18 protein-coding genes and 1 tRNA gene are annotated in these 25,028 nt (G+C 67.4%); 8 read left to right on the top strand and 11 right to left on the bottom strand.

Annotated elements, in window-relative coordinates:
* The first annotated feature begins 47 nt into the window (after positions 1–47).
* From ACFQ0E_RS14895 to ACFQ0E_RS14885, 3 genes are all read left to right on the top strand, one after another.
* Positions 48–2,846, top strand: a complete 2,799-nt coding sequence (locus ACFQ0E_RS14895; RefSeq protein WP_386825118.1) for a protein kinase domain-containing protein — start codon at positions 48–50, stop codon at positions 2,844–2,846.
* A gap of 110 nt (positions 2,847–2,956) precedes the next feature.
* Complete coding sequence (locus tag ACFQ0E_RS14890) at positions 2,957–3,508, top strand: hypothetical protein (RefSeq protein ID WP_386825116.1); 552 nt, start codon at positions 2,957–2,959, stop codon at positions 3,506–3,508.
* Between the two features lie 74 nt (positions 3,509–3,582).
* On the top strand, positions 3,583–4,518 hold the full coding sequence (locus ACFQ0E_RS14885) for a hypothetical protein (protein WP_386825114.1): 936 nt from the start codon (positions 3,583–3,585) through the stop codon (positions 4,516–4,518).
* 369 nt (positions 4,519–4,887) lie between these two features.
* Here ACFQ0E_RS14885 and ACFQ0E_RS14880 read toward each other — a convergent pair whose 3' ends face one another.
* From ACFQ0E_RS14880 to ACFQ0E_RS14870, 3 genes are all read right to left on the bottom strand, one after another.
* Positions 4,888–5,334: a hypothetical protein gene (locus ACFQ0E_RS14880; RefSeq protein WP_386825113.1), complete on the bottom strand. Its 447-nt coding sequence runs from the start codon at positions 5,332–5,334 to the stop codon at positions 4,888–4,890.
* Positions 5,335–5,399: 65 nt separating this feature from the next.
* Positions 5,400–6,473, bottom strand: a complete 1,074-nt coding sequence (locus ACFQ0E_RS14875; RefSeq protein WP_386825111.1) for a hypothetical protein — start codon at positions 6,471–6,473, stop codon at positions 5,400–5,402.
* A gap of 109 nt (positions 6,474–6,582) precedes the next feature.
* The gene (locus ACFQ0E_RS14870; RefSeq protein ID WP_386825109.1) at positions 6,583–7,578 is read right to left on the bottom strand and encodes an RluA family pseudouridine synthase; all 996 of its coding nucleotides are present in this window, start codon (positions 7,576–7,578) and stop codon (positions 6,583–6,585) included.
* A 634-nt stretch (positions 7,579–8,212) separates the two neighbouring features.
* On the opposite strand from ACFQ0E_RS14870, the gene rne reads away from it, so the two are divergent.
* On the top strand, positions 8,213–11,545 hold the full coding sequence (rne, locus tag ACFQ0E_RS14865) for a ribonuclease E (RefSeq protein ID WP_386825108.1): 3,333 nt from the start codon (positions 8,213–8,215) through the stop codon (positions 11,543–11,545).
* An 18-nt stretch (positions 11,546–11,563) separates the two neighbouring features.
* On the opposite strand, the gene ACFQ0E_RS14860 is transcribed toward rne, so the two are convergent.
* Entirely contained in the window at positions 11,564–12,211 is a 648-nt protein-coding gene (locus ACFQ0E_RS14860) for a response regulator (protein WP_386825106.1), read from the bottom strand.
* 172 nt (positions 12,212–12,383) lie between these two features.
* Here ACFQ0E_RS14860 and ACFQ0E_RS14855 point away from each other — a divergent pair, with 172 nt between their 5' ends.
* Complete coding sequence (locus ACFQ0E_RS14855) at positions 12,384–13,286, top strand: M28 family metallopeptidase (protein WP_386825104.1); 903 nt, start codon at positions 12,384–12,386, stop codon at positions 13,284–13,286.
* A 141-nt stretch (positions 13,287–13,427) separates the two neighbouring features.
* Entirely contained in the window at positions 13,428–14,297 is an 870-nt protein-coding gene (locus ACFQ0E_RS14850; protein WP_386825102.1) for a TIR domain-containing protein, read from the top strand.
* Between the two features lie 240 nt (positions 14,298–14,537).
* Here the strand turns inward: ACFQ0E_RS14850 and ACFQ0E_RS14845 are convergent.
* Positions 14,538–14,627: transfer RNA gene (locus ACFQ0E_RS14845), tRNA-Ser, on the bottom strand.
* A gap of 26 nt (positions 14,628–14,653) precedes the next feature.
* Positions 14,654–15,631 (bottom strand): LysR family transcriptional regulator, encoded by a 978-nt coding sequence (locus ACFQ0E_RS14840; RefSeq protein ID WP_386825100.1) that lies wholly within the window; start codon positions 15,629–15,631, stop codon positions 14,654–14,656.
* Positions 15,632–15,941: 310 nt separating this feature from the next.
* On the opposite strand from ACFQ0E_RS14840, the gene ACFQ0E_RS14835 reads away from it, so the two are divergent.
* Entirely contained in the window at positions 15,942–17,768 is a 1,827-nt protein-coding gene (locus ACFQ0E_RS14835; protein WP_386825098.1) for a serine hydrolase, read from the top strand.
* A 225-nt stretch (positions 17,769–17,993) separates the two neighbouring features.
* On the opposite strand, the gene serS is transcribed toward ACFQ0E_RS14835, so the two are convergent.
* A complete protein-coding gene (gene serS / locus ACFQ0E_RS14830) occupies positions 17,994–19,286 on the bottom strand; it encodes a serine--tRNA ligase (protein WP_386825096.1) in 1,293 nt (430 codons plus the stop codon).
* 140 nt (positions 19,287–19,426) lie between these two features.
* On the opposite strand from serS, the gene ACFQ0E_RS14825 reads away from it, so the two are divergent.
* Positions 19,427–20,056, top strand: coding sequence for an energy transducer TonB (locus ACFQ0E_RS14825; protein ID WP_386825095.1), 630 nt, complete (start codon positions 19,427–19,429; stop codon positions 20,054–20,056).
* Between the two features lie 31 nt (positions 20,057–20,087).
* On the opposite strand, the gene ACFQ0E_RS14820 is transcribed toward ACFQ0E_RS14825, so the two are convergent.
* The 4 genes from ACFQ0E_RS14820 to ACFQ0E_RS14805 form a co-directional block, all read right to left on the bottom strand.
* Positions 20,088–20,492, bottom strand: coding sequence for a hypothetical protein (locus ACFQ0E_RS14820; RefSeq protein WP_386825094.1), 405 nt, complete (start codon positions 20,490–20,492; stop codon positions 20,088–20,090).
* 11 nt (positions 20,493–20,503) lie between these two features.
* Positions 20,504–20,986: a glutathione peroxidase gene (locus ACFQ0E_RS14815; protein WP_386825093.1), complete on the bottom strand. Its 483-nt coding sequence runs from the start codon at positions 20,984–20,986 to the stop codon at positions 20,504–20,506.
* 119 nt (positions 20,987–21,105) lie between these two features.
* The gene (locus ACFQ0E_RS14810) at positions 21,106–23,208 is read right to left on the bottom strand and encodes an amidohydrolase family protein (RefSeq protein WP_386825092.1); all 2,103 of its coding nucleotides are present in this window, start codon (positions 23,206–23,208) and stop codon (positions 21,106–21,108) included.
* A 70-nt stretch (positions 23,209–23,278) separates the two neighbouring features.
* A complete protein-coding gene (locus ACFQ0E_RS14805) occupies positions 23,279–25,015 on the bottom strand; it encodes a tetratricopeptide repeat-containing sulfotransferase family protein (RefSeq protein ID WP_386825091.1) in 1,737 nt (578 codons plus the stop codon).
* Positions 25,016–25,028: the final 13 nt, after the last annotated feature.

The following is a 25,028-nucleotide window of genomic DNA, read 5'->3' as shown; positions in this document are numbered from 1 at the left end:
TGCCGCGCCCGCGCCCGTTCGGCGAGGGCATCCCCACGCGAGCGCGCATGAAAGCCCTGCCCTGCACTCCCGCCGATTGGCCCCGTTTCTCGGCCCTGCTCGACCAATGCCTCGATCTGCCGCCGGAAGCGCGCGCGGCCTGGATCGACGCACTGGATGCGGACGACCGTCGATTCGCGCCCACTCTGCGCGCCCTTCTGCAGGACAACGCACGCAGCGCCGAAAGCGGATGGCTCGAACGGCCGCCGGCCATCACGGCCGAACCATCCGGAATGGCCGAAGGCGAGCGGATCGGCCCTTGGCGTCTGCTGCGGCCGCTGGGACGCGGGGGCATGGGCGAAGTCTGGCTGGCGTCACGCGACGACGGCGCCTACGCGCGCGAGGTGGCGCTGAAACTGCCTCATCCACATCTGCTGGGCGGCGCGCTGCGCGAACGTTTCCAGCGCGAGCGCGACATCCTCGCGACGCTGGTGGACCCGCGCATCGCCCGCTTCTACGACGCAGGCGTGGCCGAAAACGGCCAACCGTGGCTGGCGTTGGAGTACATCGCCGGTACGCCGATCGACGCGCACTGCGATCGCTACGGGCTGGATGTGCGCGAGCGCGTGCGCCTGGTCCGCGATGTCGCGGGGGCGGTCCAGGCGGCGCATGCCCGGCTGATCGTGCATCGCGACCTGAAGCCGGCGAACGTAATGGTCACGGCCCAGGGCGAGACCCGGCTGCTGGATTTCGGCATCGCGAAACTGCTCGGCGAGGAAAGCAGCGACAGCAGCCTGACCCAGTGGGGCGGGCGGGCGGCCACGCCCGACTACGCCGCACCGGAACAACTGGAGGGTGGCGTGGTCACGGTCGCCACGGACGTCTACGCGCTCGGCATCATGCTGTACGAGCTGCTGACCGGGACACGGCCGTTCCCGACCCGCTCGCGCCTCGGCCGGATGCTCGACACCCGCAGCGAAGCGCCGCTGGCCTCCACGCGCGTCGAAGGCCCGCGTCGGCGAGCGATCGCCGGTGACCTCGATGCCATCCTCGCCAAGGCGATGGATCCGGAGGCCATGCAGCGCTACGACAACGTCGCCGCATTCGCCGAGGATCTGCAGCGATACCTCGACTCCAGGCCGATCCGCGCCCGTCGGATCGGGCGCTGGCTGCGCTTGCGCAAATTCGTCCAGCGGCATCGCCAGGGCGTCGCCGTGGCGGCGTTGCTGGCCCTGGCGCTGGGCGTCGGCATCGCCGGCGTGCTCTGGCAGGCGCAGCGCGCCGCCGAGGAAGCCCGACGGGCCACGGCCATCAAGAATTTCCTGATCGAAGTCTTCTCCGCGAGCGACCCGCGCATCGCATCGGATGCGCCGCGCGGCAACATCAGCGCCAGGGCGCTGCTCGATGCCAGCGCGGACAGGATCGAGCAGCGCTTCGCGGACGACCCCGACCTGCAGATCGAACTGCTGCGCACGCTGGCCGACCTGTACCGCCAACTCGGCGAAGACGACCGCTACCGCGCGCTGCAGGAAAAACAGCTCGCGAAGGTGCGCGAACGCTACGGCCGCCTGCATCCGAACCTGCTCAATGGCGAAGTGGAAGCGGCGACGATCGCCTGTGTCGCCGCCGACGGCCCCGCCTGCGACCGCGCCCTGACGACATCCGATCGCCTGCTGCGCGAGGCCGGCGACAAGGACCCGGAATTGCGCGCGCACTGGTGGATCCTCCGCGCGAATCGCTGGCAGGCGCAGGACGGCGCGGAGGATCGCGCGCAGGCGGCCTTCGAGCGTGCGATCGCCTTGTTCCGCAGCCACGCACCGCGTACGCGCGGCCACGTCACTGCGCTGCAGGAATACGCCAGCTTCCTCACTTCCCGGCGCGGCGACCACGAAGCTGCGATCCGCACCTACCGCGAGGCCTTGACGCTGGCAAACACCCTGCCCGATCGCAACGATGCCGAACTGCAGACCCTGTACGGCAACCTCGGCCTGCTCCATCAGCAACTGGGTCGTTTCGCCGAGGCAGGTCGCGCATTCGCCGCATCGGCCGACATCGCCGCGCGCACGACCGGCGCGGACTTCCCGACCGCCTGGGTACCGCGATCGAACGCGGCGCGCACCCTGCACCTGGCCGGCGATCGCGATGCGGCGCACCGCGAGTTTTCGCGCGTCGTCCCGCTGCTGCCGAAAGACGGCCGCCATGCGATCGAAGCCGCTGCCGTCCGCGAGGTCTACGGAGAACGCCTGAGTGCCGAAGGCCGGCCCGAACTGGGCACTCCACACCTGCAGGCCGCAGAAGCGATCTATCGGCGGCAGTCCGCGCATCCCTTCAAGTGGCGACTCACGCTGCGCTACCTCGGCGAAGCCCAGGCGCAGGCCGGCCGCATCGACGAGGCCGGGCGCACGCTCAAGCGCTCGCTCGACGACTATCTCGCCCATCAGGCCGATGCGGAACAGCCTGTGATGGCGATCCGCGAAAGCTGGGGGCGCTGGCTGCTCGACCGGGGGCGGCTGGACGAGGCACAGGCGCAATTCGACACCATCCTCGCCCACGCCGAGGACCGACCGCTCGCGCATGTCGCGCTTGCGCAGGGCGGGCTCGCACGCGTCGCGCTGGCGCGAGGCGACACGTCCACGGCACTGCGGCACAGTGCCGCCGCACTGGACACCTGGGCTCGCGTCACCGGCTTCCGCGACATCCGCATGGGCGTCGTGCTGCAGCGCGTGCGCGCGGATGTCCTCGCCGCCACCGGCGACCTGGCCGGCGCCCAGCGGCTCGAAGAAGCCGCCACCGAGGCGAGCCGGCGCTTCGATCATCCGGACAGCCCGCGTACCCGCGCACGACGCCTGGTCTCGCCTGCGCCCTGAAGCCCCGCACCCGCCCTGTCGGCAACGCGTCGACATCTCATGCGCAAGCGATGTCCGGTCCGGCCCGCGAATCTCCGTTCGGCGAATGCCCTTCACCGCACGGATATCCGATGAACGCGTCCTCTTCTCCCTTCGCCCTCCTGCTCGTTCTCGCCTTGCTGGCCGGCTGCCAGCCCGACGCTGCCACACCTTCGTCGGACGCAGGAACGCCCCGGGTCGCTGCGGCGTCCTCCACGCCGGACACGCCATTGCCGAAAGCCTGCGCCCTGCTCGATGCCGCGCGCGTGCAGGTCGTGCTCGGCCAGCCCGCAGGGATCATGGGTGACGATCCCGAGAACTGCGTCTGGGCCAGCCAGGGGCATCCCGGCAACATCGCGATGTTCATGGTCCAGCTGAGCGAGTCCGCCGATGCGGACGAAGCGCAGGGCATGTTCGACGCCATGGTGTCCGCGCTGGGCGGCACCCAGGGCGGCACCGCGCCGCAGGGGCTGGGCGACCGCGCCTGGCGCAAGCAGGGCCAGCTGGATGCCGTCCAGGCCCGCGTGATCGTGGTCCGCAAGGGAGCGCGACTGCTGGTACTGAACATCACCGGCATGCGTGCCGATGGCGCACTCGACGACCGCCTCGAACAGGCCGCACGCGACGCGATCACGCGCCTGTGAGGACCGAAACGCTCGCTGCATCTCCGGTCGATCGCGACGTGATCGACCGCACCCCGACACACAAGGACACCATCATGTTGCCGATCCGCACGTCCGCTGCGCTGCTGAGCCTCTGCGCGCTCGCATACGCATCCATCACCGAGGCCCAGAACCTGCGCCGCACGCGCCAGGAATCGACACACCAGGCGCCCGTGGCCACGCCGCCGAAACGCAGCGACCGCATCCTTCCTACCGATGGCGCGAGCCGCTGGGATCAGGTCCCCGGCTGCGCACGCGACATCACCGGCGCCGGCATCGACATTGTCTACGTGACCGGCTGCGATGTCGGCAACGGCGAACGCGGTGCGTCCGGCCTGTATCGCTGGAACGGCAACGCCTTCGTTCCGCATGCTTCAGGCGGGCGCGGCAGCGCCATCGCCTCGCACGGCGGCAATACCTATGTCGTGGGTGGCGACGCCCTGCTGTGGTCCAGCGCGAGCGACGGCGCCTGGAAACAGCGCGGCACGCCGGATGGGCGGCCGATCGTGGATGTCGGCGCCGGTGTCGCCGGACTGTGGGTGATCACGTCCGAACCTGCCGGTGACGGCGGCAATGCCATCGCCCGCGCGACACCTTGCCCGCCTGCCCAGGGACAACTGTCCGGCAACGACTTCTGCGGCTGGGAACGCGTGAGCGGCGCCGCCACCCGCATTGCGGTCGGCGCCAGCGTCTGGGTCGTCACCGCGAACAACGAACTGTACGAACGCGCCGAGGGCGGCGGCGGAACATGGTCGAAGCGGCCCGGATGCTTCGTCGACGTCGCCGCCAACGGCCACACCGTCTACGCGATCGCCTGTCGACGCGGCAAGGGCGACGGCAATGCCGTCCTGCATTGGAACAACGCCGGCAGCTGGCGGGACACCGACGCGGCCGGAAAGCGCGTCGGCGTCGACAGCGCCGGCAATGCCTGGGTCCTCACCGACAGCGGGCAGATCTGGCGGCGTTCACCACGGGTGCCGGCACCGATGTGACATCAGCGGCCGGGGGGCAAGACCTGCAACGGCAGGGACCCAGTTCTGGCCGCGGCGCAGCAGACGACCGGAATGCTCACGTCCATCGACCTCGAACCGAGTCATGCACAGGTTGCGCCCCCGGTGCGCACGGCCTTCGGCGGAAAAATCGAACGCGATCATGTCCGCCGTCTGCGCGATCGGGACAGCCCGTCGATCCCCGGGAGGACCGACAGATCCGGTGGTTTCGCCGCAACGACCGGGCTCGACCACAGCATTCCGCAGGGCTGCAGCAGCCAGCACGACTCATTCGACGACATGCCCTTCGACGACATGCCCTTAGACGACATGCCATCTCCTCCGATCCGATCCCGGGGCCACGCCACGGGATCAGTTGCAGGCGAGATTCAACTTCTCCACGAGCTGGCGATTCGCCCCCTCGAGCGCACGGCCATATCCGCGATAGGCCTCGTCCTCGCTGCCGTTCCAGTTCATGTTCGGCAACTGCGAACGGATCAACTGCGGCGCCAGTCCATCGACCTGCACTTCGTACACCACGACCGGAATCTTGGTGACGTTCACCTGGTTCATGTACAGGCGCATCAGGCGGACCTCGACAGCGCGCGCATCCGGCGCATCACTGAAACCCACGTTGTGCAGGCTGCTGCGCACCACAGCCGGGGCATCCTCGAACGCGAACATGCGGAACCCGAGCCCGCCGGCACGATCGCCGGCCGGGCGCATGTCGACCACATCGCCGAGACGATACCCGCAACGCAGGCGCGCATCGGTGGCGCCGATGGCGGCCAATCGTCCGGGGTCCATGTCCACTTTCACGATCTTCGGGGTGCAGGCCGACGACAGCAGGGTCGCGCATGCTGCAAAGGCAATGACGATGCGCCTCACGGCGTGTCCGCCTCGGGCTGAGGCGTCTGCGGAGAAGGAGGCTGCGCTTCGGCACCTGCAGGTGCCACCACAGACTCTGCATGGCTGGTCTCGGACGGAGTAGAAACACCCGTCACGGCCGGAGAAGGCATCTCCGCCGTCCTGGCATTCGTGGCAGCAGCCGATGCCAGCGCAATCGGATCGACCACGTTGAAGCCATTGATGCCGTTGTTGAACCCTGGTTTCACGATCGTACGGGTCTGAAGCTTGCGGCCGGGCGCGCCTGCCCGCAGCCAGATCCAGTCATCGCCACGGCGCACTTCCAGGCCGCCGTACTCATGATTGCCGAGCTTGGCACTCGTCTTCTTCACGCTGGCGGTCCACTCGGAACGCCCCTGCGCGCTGAAGTCGTAGACGATCATGTCGGTGACATGGCGAACGCTGCGGTCAAGCATGTCCGCCATCGCATTCGGCGGCAGATTCTGCCAGGTCGCGGGGTAGTCGTCGGCTTTGCCGCCTTCAATTCGATGGCTGAAATTGTAGACGCGCGAGGCACGGTAGCGGGTCTTCAGCTTGCCGTTGCTCTTGCGTTCGCGATCGACGATGTACACGGACGCCTGCACGTACATGCGTCCGAAGTCGAAATCCATGGCATAACGCGGAGCGATCACCATGGCGTACTTCGGCACATCGGCATCCGCCTGCGCTCCGATGAAATCCCGGCTGCTGGACAGGACCATCAATTGCGGGTCGGCCGAAATACCCTCCGAGGCCAGCTTGGCTCGAAGTTCGGCCTCGAAACGTTCATTGAACCGGTAGGAAATCAGCGCATCGCGCAGTGGAGCTACCCGCGCTTCGGCCTTCTTCGCATTGGCGTTGTCGACGGCCGACGAAATCAGTGCGCCGACCAGGCCGAACTGCATGCCCAGGCCGGCCGTACTGTGCACATCGACAGCCAGTTCCTGTTGATGGAGTACGACTTCGACGGGCAACTGTTCGCCGAGCGGCATGGGCAGCGCCTGAGGCTTGGCCGCGGAAACAACGAAGGACATCGCGACCAGCGCGACGGACATGATGAGACGCTTGAACATGCGAGGAGATCCCCTGTAGTGGACGTGCCGGACACCACGATCCCCATCGCAGTATCCGACATGATGATGGTCCATCCGGGGGCGGGCGCCAAGCAGCGCCAGGCGCCTTCTACGACCCCAGCCGATCCAGCACATCCATCAGCTCGGGCGCGAGCGGCGCATCGAGCAGGTACGGGGCGCGACCGCCGTCGAGGGCGAATTCCAGCGATGCGGCGTGCAGGAACAGGCGCTTGAGGCCGATCTGTTCGCGCAGGCGCTTGTTGATCTCGGGGTCGCCGTACTTGTCGTCGCCGGCGACGGCATGGCCGATGTGCTGGGCGTGAACGCGGATCTGGTGGGTGCGACCGGTCTCGATCCGCACCTCGCAGTAGGAATGTCCGCCACGTCGCTCCAGCACGCGGAAGTGGCTCAGCGAAGGCTTGCCGTTCGGATGCACCTGGACATGCCGCTCGCCGCCCTGGCGCAGGCCGATGTGCAGCGGCGCGTCGACGGTCATGACGCCGTCCGGCATGCGCCCGACCAGCAGAGCCAGGTAGCGCTTGGCGATCCCCCGCCCCTCGTCGGCGTCGTTCTCGCGCATCAGGGCCTGCAGTTCGGTCAGGGCCGAACGCTTCTTGGCAACGATCAGCAGGCCCGAGGTATCGCGGTCGAGCCGGTGGACCAGCTCCAGCGACTCCCTCGGCCGGAGGGCGCGCAGGGTCTCGATCGCCCCGTGGCTGATCCCGCTCCCGCCGTGGCTGGCCAGCCCGGACGGCTTGTTGATGGCGAGCAGACGGGCATCCTCGAAGACGATGCTGGCCTCCATCGCCGCCAGCAGGCCCTTGGGTGGTGGCGTCTTTTCACCGGCCTCGGCCAGACGGACCGGCGGGATGCGCACTTCGTCGCCGCCCTCCAGGCGCGTCTCGGCCTTGGCACGGCCGCCGTTCACGCGGACCTGGCCGCTGCGCACGATCTTGTAGATCAAGGACTTGGGCGCGCCCTTGAGCTGCCCGAGCAGGAAATTGTCCAGCCGCTGGCCGGCCCGGTCGTCGGCGACGCGGACAAGGCGGACCTGGCCCGAAGGCCGCTGGGGGGAGTCGTCCCCACGAGAATTGGATGAGGCCATCAGGGTCGTGATCTGCTACACTCGCTGCGCGATATAAGGGTTTGATTTCGCTAAGGAGTTGGTCGCCAGCCGCAACGTCGGCCGGCGGTGCCAGCGGGCCGAAAGCCCACCTCCCCCGCGATATCCGATGGAGTGCGCGACCACCGTCCTCGGGGCGGCCATGTTAGCGGCTCGTCGGCACTCCCGCTTATCGCCGGGTGCCATGCGCACCTGGGCTGAACACGTCCCGTGTGGCCGCCCCTCGCGCCGAAGGCGCGAAGGGAGTCGGCCGCCGGCCCGGCAACACTAGCTCCATGCACAACAAGCGCTCCCGCGGTCCGCCGTGGTGTCGTAGCGCTGGAAACACCCCACGCCATCTGCAACGACGGGCCGTCCGGGCGAAAGCCGGCGGGACGACCCGGGCGAACCGACAAGGAGGTTGTCGCCGGCACCATGCGCCATCGCGCGTGGTGGGCCGGGCCGCAGTTCCGTTTCGACGGGATCGGGGTCCGCAGCGCGCGACAACGCCCCGGGCGCCCGCACGACGCATGCGGCCGAAGGTCTGCTCCAGGCGACGCGCCCCCCGGCGTCCCGCGCATCCGGTTTCCGCATCCACGCGATGCGCCCGGGGAGAGCGCGCGAGGAACGCAAGACCATGAAACGCATGCTCATCAATGCGACGCAGGCGGAAGAACTGCGCGTCGCGATCGTCGACGGACAGAACCTCTACGACATCGACATCGAACGCCCGTCGAAGGAACAGAAGAAGTCCAACATCTACAAGGGCCGCATCACCCGGCTCGAACCGTCGCTGGAAGCCGCCTTCGTCGAATACGGTGGCGAGCGACACGGCTTCCTGCCGCTGAAGGAAATCTCCCGCGATTACTTCCAGGCCGGCGTGGACCACCACAAGGCCAGCATCAAGGAACTCCTGCGCGAAGGCCAGGAGATCGTCGTCCAGGTCGACAAGGAAGAGCGCGGCAACAAGGGCGCGGCCCTGACCACGTTCATCTCGCTGGCCGGCCGCTACATGGTGCTGATGCCGAACTCGCCCACCGCCGGCGGCGTCTCGCGCCGCATCGAGGGCGACGACCGCGCCGCCCTCAAGGAGGCGATGGACAAGCTCAACATCCCCGACGACATGGGCGTGATCATCCGCACCGCCGGCGTCGGCCGCGATGCTGAAGAGCTGCAGTGGGACCTCGACTACCTGCTCAGCGTGTGGCGGTCGATCACCGAGGCCGCGCTGAAGAAGCCCTCGCCGCTGCCGATCTACCAGGAATCGCGCCTGATCATCCGCGCCCTGCGCGACTACATGCGCGCCGACATCGGCGAAATCCTGGTCGACACCCCGGAGATGTACGCCGAGGCGCGCGACTTCGTCGAGCAGGTCATGCCGCACAACCTGCGCAAGCTCAAGCACTACACCGACGACACCCCGCTCTTCAACCGCTTCCAGATCGAATCGCAGATCGAGAACGCCTACGAGCGCACCGTCCGCCTGCCGTCCGGCGGCTCGCTGGTGATCGACCAGACCGAAGCGCTGACTGCGGTCGACGTGAACTCCTCGCGCGCCACCAAGGGCGGCGACATCGAGGAAACCGCGTTCAACACCAACCTCGAAGCGGCCGAGGAAGTCGCGCGCCAGATGCGCCTGCGCGACCTCGGCGGCCTGGTCGTGATCGACTTCATCGACATGACCTCGAACAAGCACCAGCGCGAGGTCGAGAACCGCCTGGCCCAGGCGCTCAAGCACGACCGCGCCCGCGTGCAGCTCGGTCGCATCTCCAAGTTCGGCCTGATGGAAATGTCGCGCCAGCGCCTGCGCCCCAGCCTCGGCGAATCCAGCCAGCTGGTCTGCCCGCGCTGCGACGGCCACGGCCGCATGCGCAGCATCGAATCCCTGTCGCTGTCGATCATCCGCCTCGCCGAAGAGCATGCGATGAAGGACAACACCGGCCAGGTGCTGGTGCAGGCGCCGGTGGAGATCGCCAACTACCTGCTCAACGAAAAGCGCCGCGCGCTGAGCGAGATCGAGAAGCGCCACGACGCGCCGATCGTGATCGTCGCCGACGAGTCGCTGCACACCCCGCACTACGAAGTCACGCGCATCCGCGAGAACGAGATGGGCGAGGAAACCGCGAAGCCGAGCTACCAGCGCGGCACGCCGCGCAAGCTGGCCACGATCGCGCTGACCAAGGCCAACCTCAACATCCCGCCGCCGTTCGCGGTGACCAACGTCAAGCCCGACCGCCCTGCCCCGCTACGCGAAGAACGCGAAGAGCAGCCGCGCCAGCAGCCGGCGCCCGCTCCGGCACCTGCACCGACGCCGGTCGCGGCCCCTGCTCACCAGCCCGCACCTGTCGCGAAGTCCGGTGGTCTCATGGGCTGGCTGAAGGGCCTGTTCGGCGGCGAAACCGCGCAGCCGGCAGCGCCGTCGAAAGCACAGCATGGCCAGCAGGGCCAGGGCCGGCAGGACCGCGGCGGCGACCAGCGCCGCGATCGCGACCAGCGCCGGGACCAGCGCGGGCCGAAGGGCCAGCAGCCGCGCCAGGAGCGTCGCGACGACCGTCGTGACGAGCGCCGCAACGAGCAGTCACGCAACGAGCAGTCACGCAACGATCAAAGCCGCAATGCGCAGCAGGGTCAGGCGCAGGGTGGTCCGCAGAAGCAGCCGCAGAACAACGGCCAGCAGAAGCAGCAGAAGCAGCAGAACCCGCAGCAGCAGGGCGGCCAGCCGCAGGGCCAGGGTCAGAAGCCACGCGGCCAGCAGGAGAAGGGTCAGGAACGCCAGGCCGAGGCGCAGACGCAGGCACAGAAGCCGCAGGGCAACGAGCCGCGCCAGCCGCGTCGCGAGGAGCGTGCGCAGCCGCAACAGGCCGAGGCGCAGAAGCCGCTGCCTGCCGTACCTGCAGTGACCACGGCCGAAGCCGCAGCCGCACCGGCTGTCGCGGCCGTCGCTATCGCTGCACCCGCAGTCGCTGCACCGATCGTGCCGAAGACCGAAGGCATCGCGGCGTCCGACGACGCGCTGCAGGCCGGCGATGACGCAACCGCCGATGCCGGCGATGGCGAAGGCAGCGATGACGGCAGCGCCGAAGGTGGCGGTCGTCGCCGTCGTGGCCGTCGCGGTGGTCGCCGCCGCCGTCGCGGCAATGGCGAGAACGCCGGTGCCGAGGCACTGGGCGATGACGTGATCGCCGTCGACGACGGCGCGCAGATCACGGTTGATCGCAGCCAGCCGGAGTTCGACTTCGACGACCTGCCTGAAGCGCCCGCCAAGACGGAGATTGCCGAGAAGGCAACGCCGGCTCCCGTGGCTGCTGCGATCGCCGCACCGGTCGCGGTCGCTGCCGTCGCTGCCCTGGCGGAAACCGCCGTCGATGCGCCTGCGCAAATCGAACCCACGCCCCAGCAGCCGGCTGTCGACACCGCTGCGAGCACGACACCTGCCGCACCGTCGGAGACGCCCGTCGCACCAAGCGAAACCGTCGTCGAAACGCCTGTGGCGCCCGAGCCTGTGGTGGTGCCCGAGCCTGCGGTGATCGAACCCGCCGTGATCGAACCGACGGTCGTGGAATCCACCGTGGTTGAACCGGCCGTTGTCGAACCGGCAGTCGAACAGGCGGCCGTCGAGCAGACCGTGGTCGAACAGTCCGCTGTCCAGGCGACGCTCGTCGAAACGGCGCCTGCCGCAACGGCCGCCGTCGAGTCTGTCGCTGTCGAAGCACCTGTCGTCGAAGTCCCGGTTGCGGAAGCCACCGTCGTGGAAGCCGCCAAGGTCGAAGCGACTGCGGAAATCTCCACCGAAAGCGTCGCCGCGACGCCGGACGTGATCGTCGCCGCGCCGGACGTCGCCGCCGAGCTCGTCAGTGAAATCGCCGCACCGCAGTACGGCGTCGGCCTGCCGCTGTTCGATGCCCAGCCGGTCGACGCACGTCCCGCCGCCGACACGTCGTCGAGCGACGAGAGCGCACCGCGCGCCTGATGCACAGCCCCGCGCGCGTCACACGGCGCGCGCGGGGTCGCTCAGTCCGTACTGCGTGGACAGCCTCGCCAGCGCGATGCTGTCCTGGATCCCGAGTTTCTCGAACAGACGCGCCTTGTGCGTGTTCACCGTCTTCGCGCTGAGGCTCAGGCGTCGCGCGATCTCTTCCTGGCGGATGCCCTGCACCATCAGCATCGCCACTTCCAGCTCGCGCGGCGACAGCGCATCGAACGGCGTCGCTTCACCACCGAGCCCGGACAGCGCCAGATGCTGCGCGATCCCGCTGGCCAGATAGCGCTTGCCGCGCGACACATCGCGCACCGCGCGCAGCAGTTCGGCCGCATCGCCGGCCTTGCCGACATATCCGGATGCGCCGGCCTCGATCAGGCGCTTCGGCATCGGCCCGTCCTCCAGCACCGACACCACGACCACGCGGCAACCGTAGTCGCCCTTGACGATGCGTTCGGTCACCTCCAGCCCGCTGATGCCGGGCAGATGCAGGTCGCACAGCACCACGTCGGGCTTGAGCTTGCGAATCATCGGCAGTGCGGTTTCGCCGTTGTCGGCCTCGCCGACCACTTCGATATCGGTTTCGTTGGCCAGCATCATGCGCATGCCGGTGCGCACCAGCGCGTGGTCGTCGAGCAGAAATACGCGGATCGTCATTCCCTTGGCTTCCATCGGTTCGTCCGGCGCACAGACTAGGCGGCGCACCGGCGGGCGACAAGCGGAAGACCGCCCTCGGGCCTGTAGGAAAATTCCGACCCCGATGACTTCCGACAGGGCCGTGCGCCCTGCGGCTCTGGCACCATCGGCGCTTCGTCCCCGGAGTTTCGACATGCATCTGCCCGCTTTCCTGCGCCGTGCGCCCCTCGCTCTCGCCGCCCTGCTCCTCGCCGGCGGCATGCTCGCGCAGTCCGCGCTGGCCCTGGACATGCCGAACCCGTCCGAGGTCGCCAAGACCGCATGGCAGGCCGACGTGGCCGGCATGGCGTCGGCCGACGACAACGCGGGGCGTCGCGACTACCTGCGCAAGCGCCTGGACGCGGCCGGCATGCCGGCACAGGTGCACACCTTCCTGCACGGCACCGTCACCGGCGAGAACCTGATCGCCGATGTCAGCGGTCGCACCGAACAGCCGCTGCTGCTGATCGGCGCGCATTCCGATCGCGTCAGTGCGGGGCGCGGCGCCACCGACAACGCGTCCGGCAGCGCGGTCGCCCTGGCACTCGCCGAACGCTTCCGCGTGCAGCCGCTGCAGCGCCACCGCGTGCAGGTCGCCTTCTGGGATCTCGAAGAGGAAGGCCTGCGCGGCGCAGCGGCGTATGTCGCCGACAAACGCGAGAAGCCGGCGCTGTACGTGAATTTCGATGTGTTCGGCTGGGGCGACAGCCTGTGGATGATGACGCCCGACGACGCGCATCCGCTGGTCGCGCGCAGCCGCGACGCCGCGCAGGCGCAGGGCCTGCAGATCACCGCAGGCAGGCAGTATCCGCCAACCGATCACCTCGCCTTCCTCAAGGCCGAATGGCCGGCGGTGTCCTATTCGCTGGTCGGCGCGACCGAGATCCCGAACATCCTCGCCGTGTTCGGCGGCAAGGAACCGGAATCGATGCCGAAGGTGATGAAGGTGATCCACAGCGCCGACGACACCATCGAGCATGTCGACGCGGACGCCGTCGCGAAAGGCATCGACGCGGTGGAGGCTGCGATCCGGGCTTGGGATGCGGGGGTGGAGTGAGGGTTTCGGATCAGGAGCCCTGTATCGCTCCAGAAATTGCTAAGAAACACGTCTTTGGGTCAAGACTGCTTCCGCAGTCATAGAAGTAGAATGCCAAAGAATCCAACTTATACCCCATAAGTCAATCAAGGCACTGCATCCATGACTAGTCGCCCTAGAATTCTCATTCTGTCAGCCGCTGATAAAGAAGCTCTTGATGTTGCAACCGAGGTGCAGAGGCAACTTGACTATAGGTATGAGCCGACGGTTTGGACACAGGGTGTATTTCGAGCCGGGTTCGGCGCTTTAGATTCATTCGCCAAAGCTGTTGACAGTCATGCCTACGGCATATTTGTGCTTACGCCCGACGATGTCTTGCAAAGCCGCGATGCCACGTTTCTCGTGCCCAGAATGAATGTTGTCTTTGAGCTTGGATACTTTGCCGCTAAACACGGCATTCATCGCGCGTTTTTGCTCACGCCACGAGGAGAGAAACTCAATTACCTTTCCGACTTGGCGGGCATACAACCCGTTGACTTCAATCTTGACCGCTTCCGCAAGGGTGAACAAGAAGCCTCCCTTGGGGCTGCGATCCGGAGCATAGAAAGTGCAATTCGCGCCGACCGACTGGATTATCCGGAGATCGTGCAAAATCGCCCCAATGTATTAGCAATGAACGACAACGCTGCGCTTGAAGCGGATAAACGATACTGCTTGGCAGTCAAGCTAAGCAGCGGCCATGCCATAAGGATCAAGTTGATTGGCACACCACATAGCCCAGGTGCAGAACTGAGCATGGGCTGGATGATGTCGTCAACACCGCCATCAATTGCATGGGATCATTCTACCGGCATAGTAGGCGGCACCCAGACCTTTTGGGCGAGCGGCCCCGCTGAGGCATTTACAGACTTTCGAGTGTCGAATGCTTGCAAGCAATTGACTATCGAGATTTATGAGAATGCCAATGCCTTGGATAAGGAGCATGGAATTCCACAGCGGACTCAGAAATTGATAGTCCAGCAGTCAGTTTAATTTTGAGTTTTTTTGAAAAGAGTGAGATTTACTCGGGCCATCCATGGCCCTTTCCGGCCGATGCGTATGCATCGGCGTTCGGTGGCGCGCGGCATGCCGCGCGAATTCCCACCTCACCCCTGCGGGCAGCTTCGCTGTGCGCATCGGCAATCCTGCCGATGCGTCGAACCTGGCGTATTCGTCCACCGGCTGCGCTCCGCCAGATACGCAAAAGCCCCCTTTCGGGGGCCTTTGCGTATCTGGCGGAGAGAGTGGGATTCGAACCCACGGAAGGTTTGACCCTTCGGCGGTTTTCAAGACCGCTGCCTTAAACCACTCGGCCATCTCTCCGTTGTGTTCCGCGATGCATGCCGGCCTCACGCCGGGGTCGGCATTTTAACCTGTTTCGCGCTTTCCACGGTCTGGGGGCAGTTGCTGCACTGCAGGCGGGAGACTTCCAGCAGCGGGGGCATGTACTCGGCGAGGTGGTCGATGAACATGCGCACGGCGGGGAGCAGGCCACGGCGGGAGGCGAAGACGGCGTGGCAGATGCCCATCGGCAGGCGCCACTGCGGCAGGACGACTTCCAGTTCCTTCGCGCGTACCGCTTCGGCGCAGATGGTCTCGGGCAGCAGCGTGACGCCCAGGCCCTGCTTGGCCAAGGCCATGAGCATCGGGAAATCGAAACCGGCGACGCGGGGCTTGAGTTCGACGCGGCGGATCTCGCCGTTCTCGCCCTGCAGTTCCCAGCGTTGGCGGGCTTCGTCCTCGCTCATGCTCAACGTGGTGTGGTTGGCGAGATCCTCGGGCTCGCGCGGGCGGCCGGCGCGGTCGAGGTATTTCGGGCTGGCGACCAGCAGTTCCTGGATCTGGCCGAAGCTGCGCATCACCAGGCTGCCGTCGTCGTCGAGACGGGAACGCACGCGGATCGCGACGTCGAAGCCTTCGTTGATGACATCGACGCGGCGGTTGCTGACCTGCAACTGCACGCGCACCAGCGGATAGCGCGCGAGGAAATCCGGGAGCAGCCTCGGGATCAGTTCCTGGGCGATGCCGACCGGGACGCTGACCCGGACTAGGCCGCGCGGCTCGGCGCTGAGGCGGTCGACGACCTCGCGGGCGGCGGCGGCCTCGGCCATCATCGATTGAGCGTGGCGGTAGACGCTCTGGCCGACATCGGTGACCGCGAAGCGACGGGTGGACCGCTGCAGCAGGCGGGCGCCGAGGTCGGTTTCGAGCTGGCTGATGCGGCGGCTGAGGCGGGATTTCGGGATGCCCAGCGCGCGCTCGGCGGCGGCGAACCCGGAGTGTTCGACCACCATCGCGAAGTAGTAGAGGTCATTCAGATCGTTCATGGCGGCCTTTCCATATTCAGAACACTGAGCGAAATTGAACCAGCTTTATTCGCCATGCGCAACGGACAAAGGTCATCGCTGCCGCCAGGTTCGGTCAGCAAACGCCTGCGACTGTCCGCTGCCACCCTGAACTCCCGTAACCCTCGACTGTCGGACATCGCACGTTCCCACGGAATGGGGGCGTGAGGCGCAAGGTCTCCGGGGGCCGCGCCCATCCGACGCACCATCCCGGCACACGTCGCCGGATCCCCCGTCCGCGCGCTCGTCGGCAACACCTGCTCGAGCGTGCGATCGCACCAGGAGACGCACCATGTCCTTCATGTCCACCCGCCGTCGCGCCTTGCGCGGCGCCTGCGCCAGCTTGCTGCTGGTCGCCGCCGCCCTCGCCTCCACGACCGCCAGCGCGGTCGAATGGGCCGCCCGACACGGCCTGAATTCCACCCAGTACCAGTCCGCCTTCAACGATTTCAACAGCAAGGGCTTTCGCCTCACCGCGATCAGCGGCTACGACGCGGGCGGCGCGCGCTACGCCGCGATCTGGAAGAAAGTCCCGGGCCCGGCCTGGGCCGCGCGCCATGGCCTGACGTCCGACCAGTATCAGACCGAGTTCAACACCCTCAACGGCCAGGGCTATCGCCTGACCTACATCAATGGCTATGCGGTCGCCGGCCAGGCGCGCTATGCCGCGATCTGGGAAAAACGCGGCGGTGCCGCGATGCGCGCCCGCCATGGCCTCACGGCGCAGCAGTATCAGGCCGCGGTGACCGAGGCCGAGCGCGACGGCTACGGCCTGACCCATGTCAGCGCGTTCAGCGTCGGGGGCTCGCCGCGCTTCGCGGCGATCTTCGAGAAGAACAGCGGCGCGTGGGTCGCGCGCCACGGCCTGAGCGCCGGCGAATACCAGACCGCCTTCGACACCTTCGGCCGCCAGGGTTGGCGACTGAAGATGGTCAGCGGCTATCGCGACGGCGGCACCGACCGTTACGCGGCGCTGTGGACCAAGCAGGCGGGACCGTACTACTCCGCACGCCATGGCATTCCGGCTGCGCACTACCAGTCGGTGTTCGACAACCATCTGTACCAGAGCTACGAACCGGCCTACCTGCAGGCGTTCAACAGCGGCAGCGGCGTGCGCTTCAATGCGATCTGGACGAACACGGTGTTCAAGGGCAGCGACCTGGAGCTGATCGATCGCAAGGCGCGCGACTACCTGCGTGCGACCGGCATGCCGGGCGTGTCGATCGCGATCATGCGCAACAAGCAGCTGGTGTACGCAGCCGGTTTCGGCGTCGCCGACAAGGACAGCGGCCTGCCGATGTCGCCGCGCCATCGCCTGCGCGTGGCCAGCGTCTCGAAGCCGGTCACCCATGTCGCGGTGCTGAAGCTGCTCGCCGATACCAACCTCGACAGCGGCAGCAAGGTCTTCGGCAGCAACACCGTGCTCGGCAATACCTGGTCGACGCCGTCGGGCAATCCCGACATCGAGAAGATCACCATCGACCACCTCATCCGCCATCGCGCCGGTTTCCGTCGCATCAACAAGGATGGCAACGGCAGCGACCCGATGTTCGACTACAGCGGCACCGACCACGCCGGCCTGATCACCTGGGCGCTGGAGAACTATCCGCTCGGCTACACCCCCGGCACCACGCCGGCGGACCTCGATGGTTCGGACATGTACTCGAACTTCGGCTACTGCCTGCTCGGCCGCGTGATCGAGAAGAAGACCGGCAAGTCGTACGAAGCCTACGTGCGCGACAACTTCATGAAGCCCGCCGGTGCGCCGGACGTGGTGATCGGCGGCGACAAGCAAGCCGACCGCAAGTCCGACGAAGTCGTGTATTACGGCGGCGGCGCGTATTCCAGCGTGAAGCCGAAGCGCTTCGATTCGCATGGCGGCTGGATCGCCCGCCCGATGGACCTGCTGCGCTTCATGAAGTTCCAGACCGCGCTGGGCAACGGCTATGCGCACTACGGCGAAATGAGCGGCACCTCGGCGGTGTTCCGCGTCGGACCGGGCGGCAATGGCCTGGTCGGCGCCGGCAACGGCGACAACGGCAAGCCGGACGACATGGACACCATGCTGCAGGCCATCGACAGCGGCGTGTCTGCGTGGCCGAACGTCAACCTGTTCTGATCGATAGCCTAGCTGTCATCCCGAGCGCAGCGAGGGAACTGCTTTGAACGACACGGGCCGCGAAAGCGGCCCGTGTCATTGCGCATCACATGAAACGACGACGCAGCGTGAAGAGAAGAAAAACCATCGTCATCCTCGCGCAAGCGAGGACCCATGCTTGAACGCCACTGATGCGTGGGTCCTCGCTTGCGCGAGGATGACGTTTCTTTCCGAGCGATCAGCCGATCAAGCGATCGTTTCGGCGCCACCCATGTAGCCACGCAGCGCATCAGGCACAGTGATCGAGCCATCGGCGTTCTGGTAGTTCTCCATCACCGCGATCAGCGCACGACCGACGGCGACGCCCGAACCATTGAGCGTGTGCACCAGCTCCGGCTTGCCGGTGGCGGGGTTGCGCCAGCGTGCCTGCATGCGGCGGGCCTGGAAGTCGCCGCAGTTCGAACAGGACGAGATTTCGCGATAGGTGTTCTGCGAGGGCAGCCAGACTTCGAGGTCGTAGGTCTTGCGCGCGGAGAAGCCCATGTCGCCGGTGCACAGCAGCACCTTGCGGTACGGCAGGCCGAGCTTCTCCAGCACGGTTTCGGCGGCGCGGGTCATGCGCTCGTGCTCGGCGTCGCTCTCTTCGGGCTTCGCGATCGACACCAGTTCGACCTTCTCGAACTGGTGCTGGCGGATCATGCCGCGCGTGTCGCGACCGGCGCTGCCGGCCTCGGCGCGGAAGCACATCGAATGCGCGGTCATGCGCAGCGGCAGGCGCTCGGCGTCGACGATCTCGTCGCGGACGATGTTGGTGAGCGGGACTTCGCTGGTGGGGATGAGGTAGCGCTTGCTCGCCGATTCGCCCTCGCCCACCGCCGTCGAGAACAGGTCTTCCTCGAACTTCGGCAACTGCCCCGTGCCGCGCATCGAGTCGGCGTTCACCAGCAGCGGGACACTGGTTTCCTCGTAGCCGTGCTCATTCGTATGCAGGTCGAGCATGAACTGCGCGAGCGCGCGATGCAGGCGGGCGAGCTGGCCACGCAGCACCGTGAAGCGCGCACCGCTGAGCTTGGCGGCGGTTTCCGCATCCAGCCAGCCGTGGCGTGCGCCAAGTTCGACATGGTCCTTGACCTCGAAATCGAAGGTGCGCGGCGAGCCCCAGCGGTGCTGTTCGACGTTCTGGGTTTCGTCGCTGCCCAGCGGCACCGACTCGTGCGGGATATTCGGGATCCCAGCGGCGATGGCGTCGATGGCGAGCTTGATCTCGTCGAGGCGCGCTTCGCTCGCCTTGAGTTCGTCGCCGAAGCCGGCGACTTCGGCCATCACGGCGGAGACATCCTCGCCTTTCGCCTTGAGCATGCCGATCTGCTTGCTCTTGGTGTTGCGCAGGTTCTGCAGTTCCTGCGTGCGCACCTGGATCTGTTTGCGCTCGGTTTCGAGCAGCATCAGGTCGGCGACGTTCAGGTCGTAACCGCGGGTCTCCTTGAGGCGGGCGGCCAGGTCGGCGGGCTGGTTGCGCAGCAGGACAGGATCGAGCATGGGGACAGGGGCGCGTAACGTGACGGGACGCCGATTATCGCCTGAATTGCGCCCGAATCCCGTGTCGCCAGCCGCGGAACGGCGGATGGGCGTCGGGATGCCTGTGCCACAATCGGGCCATCTCCGTGCCTGCAGTCCGCATGTCGACCCCACATCCCTCGCATTCACAGGCACCGCGCCTCGGCCTGTCGCGCCGCGCCCTGCTCCTGATCGCCGGCGGTTTCGGACTGGGGCTGCTGCTGTTCCTGCTGCTCTGGCTGGACATGCGCGACAACGGCAATTTCTATCGCGCCACCGACAAGCCCGAGGCCGTGGACGGCCAGGTGTTCGAGCCGCTGCCGGTGCCGATGGCCCCGGGCGAGCGCAGCGCCAGCGGTCTTTCCGAGGCCGCAGAGGAAGCCGCACGACGGCCGAAGCCCGCCCCGCCGCCGGCGCAGATCGCAGGCCCGACCGAAGCGCCCTCGCCTGCCGACACCAACGCCCCGCCGCCCCGCAGCACCTCCGACGTGGCGCCCGGCCTCCCCGTGCCGGTATCCCGGGTACAGCCCGACTACCCGTCCGACGCCATGCGTCGCAACGAGTCGGGCACGGTGACGGTGCGGATCACGGTGGGCAGCGACGGGAAGCCGGACGATGTCGAAGTGGTGCGCAGCAGCCGTTCGCGCGCACTGGACCGCGCGGCCACGCAGGCGGCGAAGCGCTGGCGCTTCCGCCCCGGCCAGGCCGGTTCCGTCGAAGTACCGTTCGAATTCAAGCTCGACGCGCGCTGAGGACCCGGCAGCAGGCGCGTCGACAGGACGATCAACTCTCGCCGTAATGCAGCCAGATGCGGGCGCGGGATTCGTTGTCGAACACCCGGCATTCGTAGCCGTGTTCGCGACCGAGGATCTCGCCGACTTCCATGCGGCTGACCGCAGTGCCGCGCGCATCGACATAGGCCACGCGCACCGCGTCGAAGCCCTGCCCTTCCAGCGCGGCGAACAACTTGCGCATCTGCGTTTCAGGCGGCACCACGCCCTGGGTGTGGTCGAGCACGAGCACCTGTTTCACGCCCGTGCGCCGCACTTCGCCGGCGATGCGCATGAACAGCGCGATCAGGTGCTCGACCGTCTCGATCCGGCCGGTGACCGTGGCCACGAGACCGGAGCTTTCGGTGTCCAGCGTGAGCTGGAAGCCTTGTTCGCCGCCATCGGCCGCCGGGATCACGCCTGAAGCCCTCAGCCCAGCGCGGCTTCGATGTCGCGGGCCAGCGACTCGGGCTTGTCGGTCGGCGCGTAGCGCTTGATGACCTTGCCGTCGCGGCCGACGAGGAACTTGCTGAAATTCCACTTGATCGCATCGATCCCCAGCAGCCCGCCCTTCTCGTCCTTCAGCCATTTCCACAGCGGATGGGCCTTGGCGCCGTTGACGTCGATCTTCGAGAACATCGGGAAGTCGACGTCGTAGGTGAGCGAGCAGAAATTCATGATCTCGGCTTCGTTGCCCGGCTCCTGGTGGCCGAACTGGTCGCAGGGGAAACCCATCACCACCAGGCCGCGATCGCGGTAGGTCTCCCACAGCTTCTGCAGGCCGGTGTACTGCGGCGTGAATCCGCATTTCGAGGCGACGTTGACAATCAGCAGAACCTTGCCTTCGTAGTCGGACAACGCCTTGTCGTGGCCGTCGATATCGATCGCGGAAAAGTCGTAGGCGGTGGTCAAGGCGGTGCTCCACGTGCGAGGGGTGACCCCAGTGTAGGACAAAGCGCCGGCATGGGAATGCCGGCGCCATCCCGGGTGCATGACCGACAGCATGAGCGGCTGGCCATGCGCTTCGCGCCTCAAGGCGCCGCCGCGGCCGCCGGTTGCACGCGGACCGGGTCGGTGAAGCGCTTGATGCCCAGGGCTTCATGCACCTCGGCCGGGTAATAGGCCGTGCCGTTCTTGATCACCAGCGCGACCTTGCGGATGTCGCCGATGGTCTTCGAGGGATCGCCGTCGACCAGCAGCAGGTCGGCGCGCTTGCCGACCGCGATCGCGCCGCGATCGCCATCGGTGCGGCTGTGCTGCGCGGCAGTCCAGGTGGCCACCTGCAGCGCCTGCGCCGGGGTCATGCCGGCCTGCACGTACAGTTCGAGTTCGCGCTGCAGGGCGAAGCCCGGCAGGCTGTCGGTACCGGCCAGGATCGGCACGCCGGCCTTGTACATGCGCCCGACGAATTCGACCATCTTCTCGTAGGAGCGGTTGTAGCGCGCCGCCGTGGCGTCGTCGGGAATGTCGAACTCGGCCGCGTACAGGCCGCGCTTCACGTCCGGCGGCATGTGGTCGGCGACCGCCGCGAAGGTCTGCGAGAGCTGTCCCGGGCGCTGGCGGATGAAATCGAACGTGGCCAGCGTGGGATCGACCGCGATGCGGTTGGCGGCGAGCGCGGCGATGAAGTCCTGGACCGGCTTGGAATTGAAGTCGAGATCGGCGATGCGCTTGGCCGGCAGGTAGAAGCGTTCGAGCGTGCGCGTGTCGGTCTTGTCGTCGACCAGGAAGTTCAGCAGCACCTGGTTGATGTGCTGGATCTCGTCGTAGCCGAAATCGATCGCATCCTGCGCGCGCAGGAACACCGGCACATGTCCGCTCACGCGCAGGTCGCGGCTGTGCGCGTAGGCGACGGTCTCGCGCAGGATGTCCTTGGGGAAGGAGTTGTAGATCTTGATCTGCGGGTAGCCGTTCGCGGCGTACCAGTCGACGGCCTTCTTCGCCTCGGCCAGGTCCTTGATGACGAAACCGTTCCGCGCCGACATCGGGCTTTCGCCTTCGATGAAGCCGGCGGCGACGATGCTGGGCGACAGCACGCGCCCGGTGCGCTCGTCGGCGATCAGCGCCTGCAGGGTCTTGTTGTCGTTGCCCATGTCGCGCACGGTGGTGACACCCGCGGCGATGTGCAGGCCGCCCTGCCAGTCGTTGACGTGGCCATGCATGTCGTACAGGCCGGGCAGCAGCACGCGCCCGCCGGCATCGACGACGTGATCGGCGCGGGCGCGCTCCTGGTTGGCACCGGAGATCGAGACGATGCGACCATCGCGGATCAGCAGGTCGGAGGCCTCGCCCATGCGCGCGGCAACGCTGTCGAACACGCGGGCATTGCGGATCAGGGTCGTGCCGCGCAGCGGCTTCGCCAGCGTCTGCTGCAACTCGACCAGCGCGCGGGCTTCGGCGGACTTCTGCCGCGCTTCAAGGGTGGCAGTGCTGGCCTGCCAGCCTTCCTCGACCAGCTGCAGGTAGCCCGGATAGATCAGTGCGAACAGGCGCGGCTTCGCGTCGTCGGTCATCCACACGAACGTCGGTGTGAAGCCGATGCCGGTGACCCGCTGCAGGCGCACCTTGCGCGTGCGGGTGCCGTCCGACACTTCGGCTTCGTCCGCCTGCTGCATCGTGAGCGTGCCGCTGGGCACCAGCGGCAGCTTGCCGTCCGCGCGCGCGGCCAGTGCGGCCAGCGGCGCGGCGTAGGCCTGGGGGGATCCGCCGAGCGGGAAGTACGCCGCGCCGGCCTGGTGGGGCTGCTCGCCCGCGTCCGCCGTCGATTTCCAGCGCGCAACACCGTTCTCTATCACGAAGGATTCGTCGACAGGCGCACCGAACGTGGAGGCGCCCTTCGCGCTGTAGCTGGCGAAGGTGCCGTCGCTGGCGAGGACGTAGGTTTCCTTCAGCTCGGGACCGCGTCCGTTGTCCTTGAACATGTAGTCGACGCGGGTGACACCGTCGTCGCCGTGTTCGACGATCTGGTGGCCGGCTGTCTTGCCGCCGTCGACCAGGGCGACATAGCGGATGGTTTCGGCGGCCAGCGCCTGCAGGCTGAGCAGCGCGAGTGCGCCGAAGGCCAGGACCCGCACCAGCGGACGCGGACGATGGGGGCAGACATGGCTGCGATGACGGCTGCGATTCACGGACATTCCCTCTTCCTTCGTGGCATGGGGCGACCCGCCGAATCATGCCACAAGCCGTGCGCTCCGCAGCCCGGGCTCAGGCCTCGTCGGCACCGTCGTCCGGCCAGCCAGCAAACCAGTCGGCGTAGCGACGCCAGCGCCCGATCGCACCGCGATGGATCGGCTGGCGGACCTGCCAACGGCTGTGGGTCTGCACGGGCCCGGCGCTCGCGTGGAAGCGCAGGCAATCGTCGTGCCAGGGCAAGCCGGCGAATTCGACGAGACGTCGTGCCTCGGTCTGGGGATCGTCGACCAGTTGCTCGTAGCGGATCTCGTGGATCGGGAGCGCGAGCACGTCGCGCCAGTGTCGCATCAGGCGGGCCTGCTGCTGCATCACGAAGCGGATGTCATCGAGGTCGGTCGCATAGGTGGCGTCGGGGGCGAAGCTCTCGGCATGGATCGACAGTGCGACATCACGCGGATCGCGCCGGCACCACACCACCCGCGCATCGGGCAACGTGGCCGCGACCAGGGCGAGTTGTTCGAGGTTGAACGGATGCTTGTCGATGGCCAGCGCGACGCCGTCCGGTGCGGTGCGACGCACGGCGGCACGCCACCGCTCCGCCAGCTCGGCAAGCCTCTGCGTGTCGGTCGTGAACGGTGCATCCGGCAGCGCGTTGCCGAAGGCGGTGAAGACCGGCAGTTCGCCGCAACCGTGCGCCTGCGGATGTGCAGCGAGGATCCGCTCCACCAGCGTGGTGCCGCTGCGCGTCATGCCGACCACGAACAGCGGCCGGGGGCCGGATACATCGGCATCCTGCACATGTGCGGCGACACCATCGACAGTGCGGGCGATCAGCGTGTCGATGCGCGCCTGGTGTACGGCACGGTCGAGCGCGCCATCCTGCGCGCGGCGCAGGCGATTGGCCTCGCGCCAGTGCGCGGCGGCCTGGTCGGTGGCATCCAGCCGGTCCGCGCGCTTGCCCAAGGCGTGATGCAGCAGCGCACGCGATCGCGGCGGCAGCGCGCCGCTCGAAAGCAGGCCCTGCGCCGCCTCCAGCACGGCGCTAGGCGTGGTCTCGCGGCGCAGACCGATCAGCGCGGACACCGGCTCGGCCCAATTTGGCTGCAGGGCGGTGGCCTGGAGGTAGGCCGCATGCGCGGCATCGGCATCGCCGAGGTCTTCGTGCAGGCCGCCGATTTCCAGCCACAACGGCGCGAAACCGTCGCCCTGCCAGGCCTGGGCCAGTTGCAGGGCCAACGCCGGTTCGCCGAGGGCGCGATGGCATTGCACGACGCGCAGCGTGCGCATCGCGTCCGGCGGCTGCGTCTGCATGAGCCGGCGGAAATGCGCCAGCGCATCCTCGAAACGTCCCTGCAGGAACAGCGTGTCCGCCAGCATCGCGGCGATCATCGGCTGGGCAGGCATCAGCGCCTGCGCGCGTTCGAGCGGCTGCAGGGCCTCGGCGAGCCGGCCATTGCCGTAGTGCGTGGCGCCGAGCAGATACCAGGCTTCCGCACTCGACGGCTGGCGCTCGCAGGCCATCTGGAACGAAGCGATCGCCTCATCGGTCCGGCCCGCCGATGCCTGCACCTGGCCAAGCGCGATGCGCAGCGCGGCATCGTCAGGCGACAGGGCGACAGCCGCCTGCATGGCATCGATGGCGTCATCCCCGCGTCCCGACATCTGCAGCCAGGCCGCCTGCGCGCGCCGGACTTCGGGCAGGTGCGGATGCGTCTGCAGCAGCGCTTCGAGCTTCGGCCCGGCCTGGGGGACGCGACCGCCGGTGAGATCGGCGTAGATCGCCGCCAGACTGGCCTGCAAATCGCTCATCTCGCGGAGCCTG

The sequence above is a fragment of the Lysobacter brunescens genome, assembly GCF_042677005.1.
GTDB lineage: Bacteria > Pseudomonadota > Gammaproteobacteria > Xanthomonadales > Xanthomonadaceae > Lysobacter_I > Lysobacter_I brunescens.
This window is presented reverse-complemented; position numbering and strand designations above follow the sequence as displayed.

Coding starts and splice junctions, on each gene's coding strand:
- ACFQ0E_RS14895 (WP_386825118.1), top strand. CDS start 48: ATGAAAGCCCTGCCCTGCACTCCCGCCGATTGGCCCCGTTTCTCGGCC.
- ACFQ0E_RS14890 (WP_386825116.1), top strand. CDS start 2,957: ATGAACGCGTCCTCTTCTCCCTTCGCCCTCCTGCTCGTTCTCGCCTTG.
- ACFQ0E_RS14885 (WP_386825114.1), top strand. CDS start 3,583: ATGTTGCCGATCCGCACGTCCGCTGCGCTGCTGAGCCTCTGCGCGCTC.
- ACFQ0E_RS14875 (WP_386825111.1), bottom strand. CDS start 6,473: ATGTTCAAGCGTCTCATCATGTCCGTCGCGCTGGTCGCGATGTCCTTC.
- ACFQ0E_RS14870 (WP_386825109.1), bottom strand. CDS start 7,578: ATGGCCTCATCCAATTCTCGTGGGGACGACTCCCCCCAGCGGCCTTCG.
- rne (WP_386825108.1), top strand. CDS start 8,213: ATGAAACGCATGCTCATCAATGCGACGCAGGCGGAAGAACTGCGCGTC.
- ACFQ0E_RS14860 (WP_386825106.1), bottom strand. CDS start 12,211: ATGACGATCCGCGTATTTCTGCTCGACGACCACGCGCTGGTGCGCACC.
- ACFQ0E_RS14855 (WP_386825104.1), top strand. CDS start 12,384: ATGCATCTGCCCGCTTTCCTGCGCCGTGCGCCCCTCGCTCTCGCCGCC.
- ACFQ0E_RS14850 (WP_386825102.1), top strand. CDS start 13,428: ATGACTAGTCGCCCTAGAATTCTCATTCTGTCAGCCGCTGATAAAGAA.
- ACFQ0E_RS14840 (WP_386825100.1), bottom strand. CDS start 15,631: ATGAACGATCTGAATGACCTCTACTACTTCGCGATGGTGGTCGAACAC.
- ACFQ0E_RS14835 (WP_386825098.1), top strand. CDS start 15,942: ATGTCCTTCATGTCCACCCGCCGTCGCGCCTTGCGCGGCGCCTGCGCC.
- serS (WP_386825096.1), bottom strand. CDS start 19,286: ATGCTCGATCCTGTCCTGCTGCGCAACCAGCCCGCCGACCTGGCCGCC.
- ACFQ0E_RS14825 (WP_386825095.1), top strand. CDS start 19,427: ATGTCGACCCCACATCCCTCGCATTCACAGGCACCGCGCCTCGGCCTG.
- ACFQ0E_RS14810 (WP_386825092.1), bottom strand. CDS start 23,208: ATGTCCGTGAATCGCAGCCGTCATCGCAGCCATGTCTGCCCCCATCGT.
- ACFQ0E_RS14805 (WP_386825091.1), bottom strand. CDS start 25,015: ATGAGCGATTTGCAGGCCAGTCTGGCGGCGATCTACGCCGATCTCACC.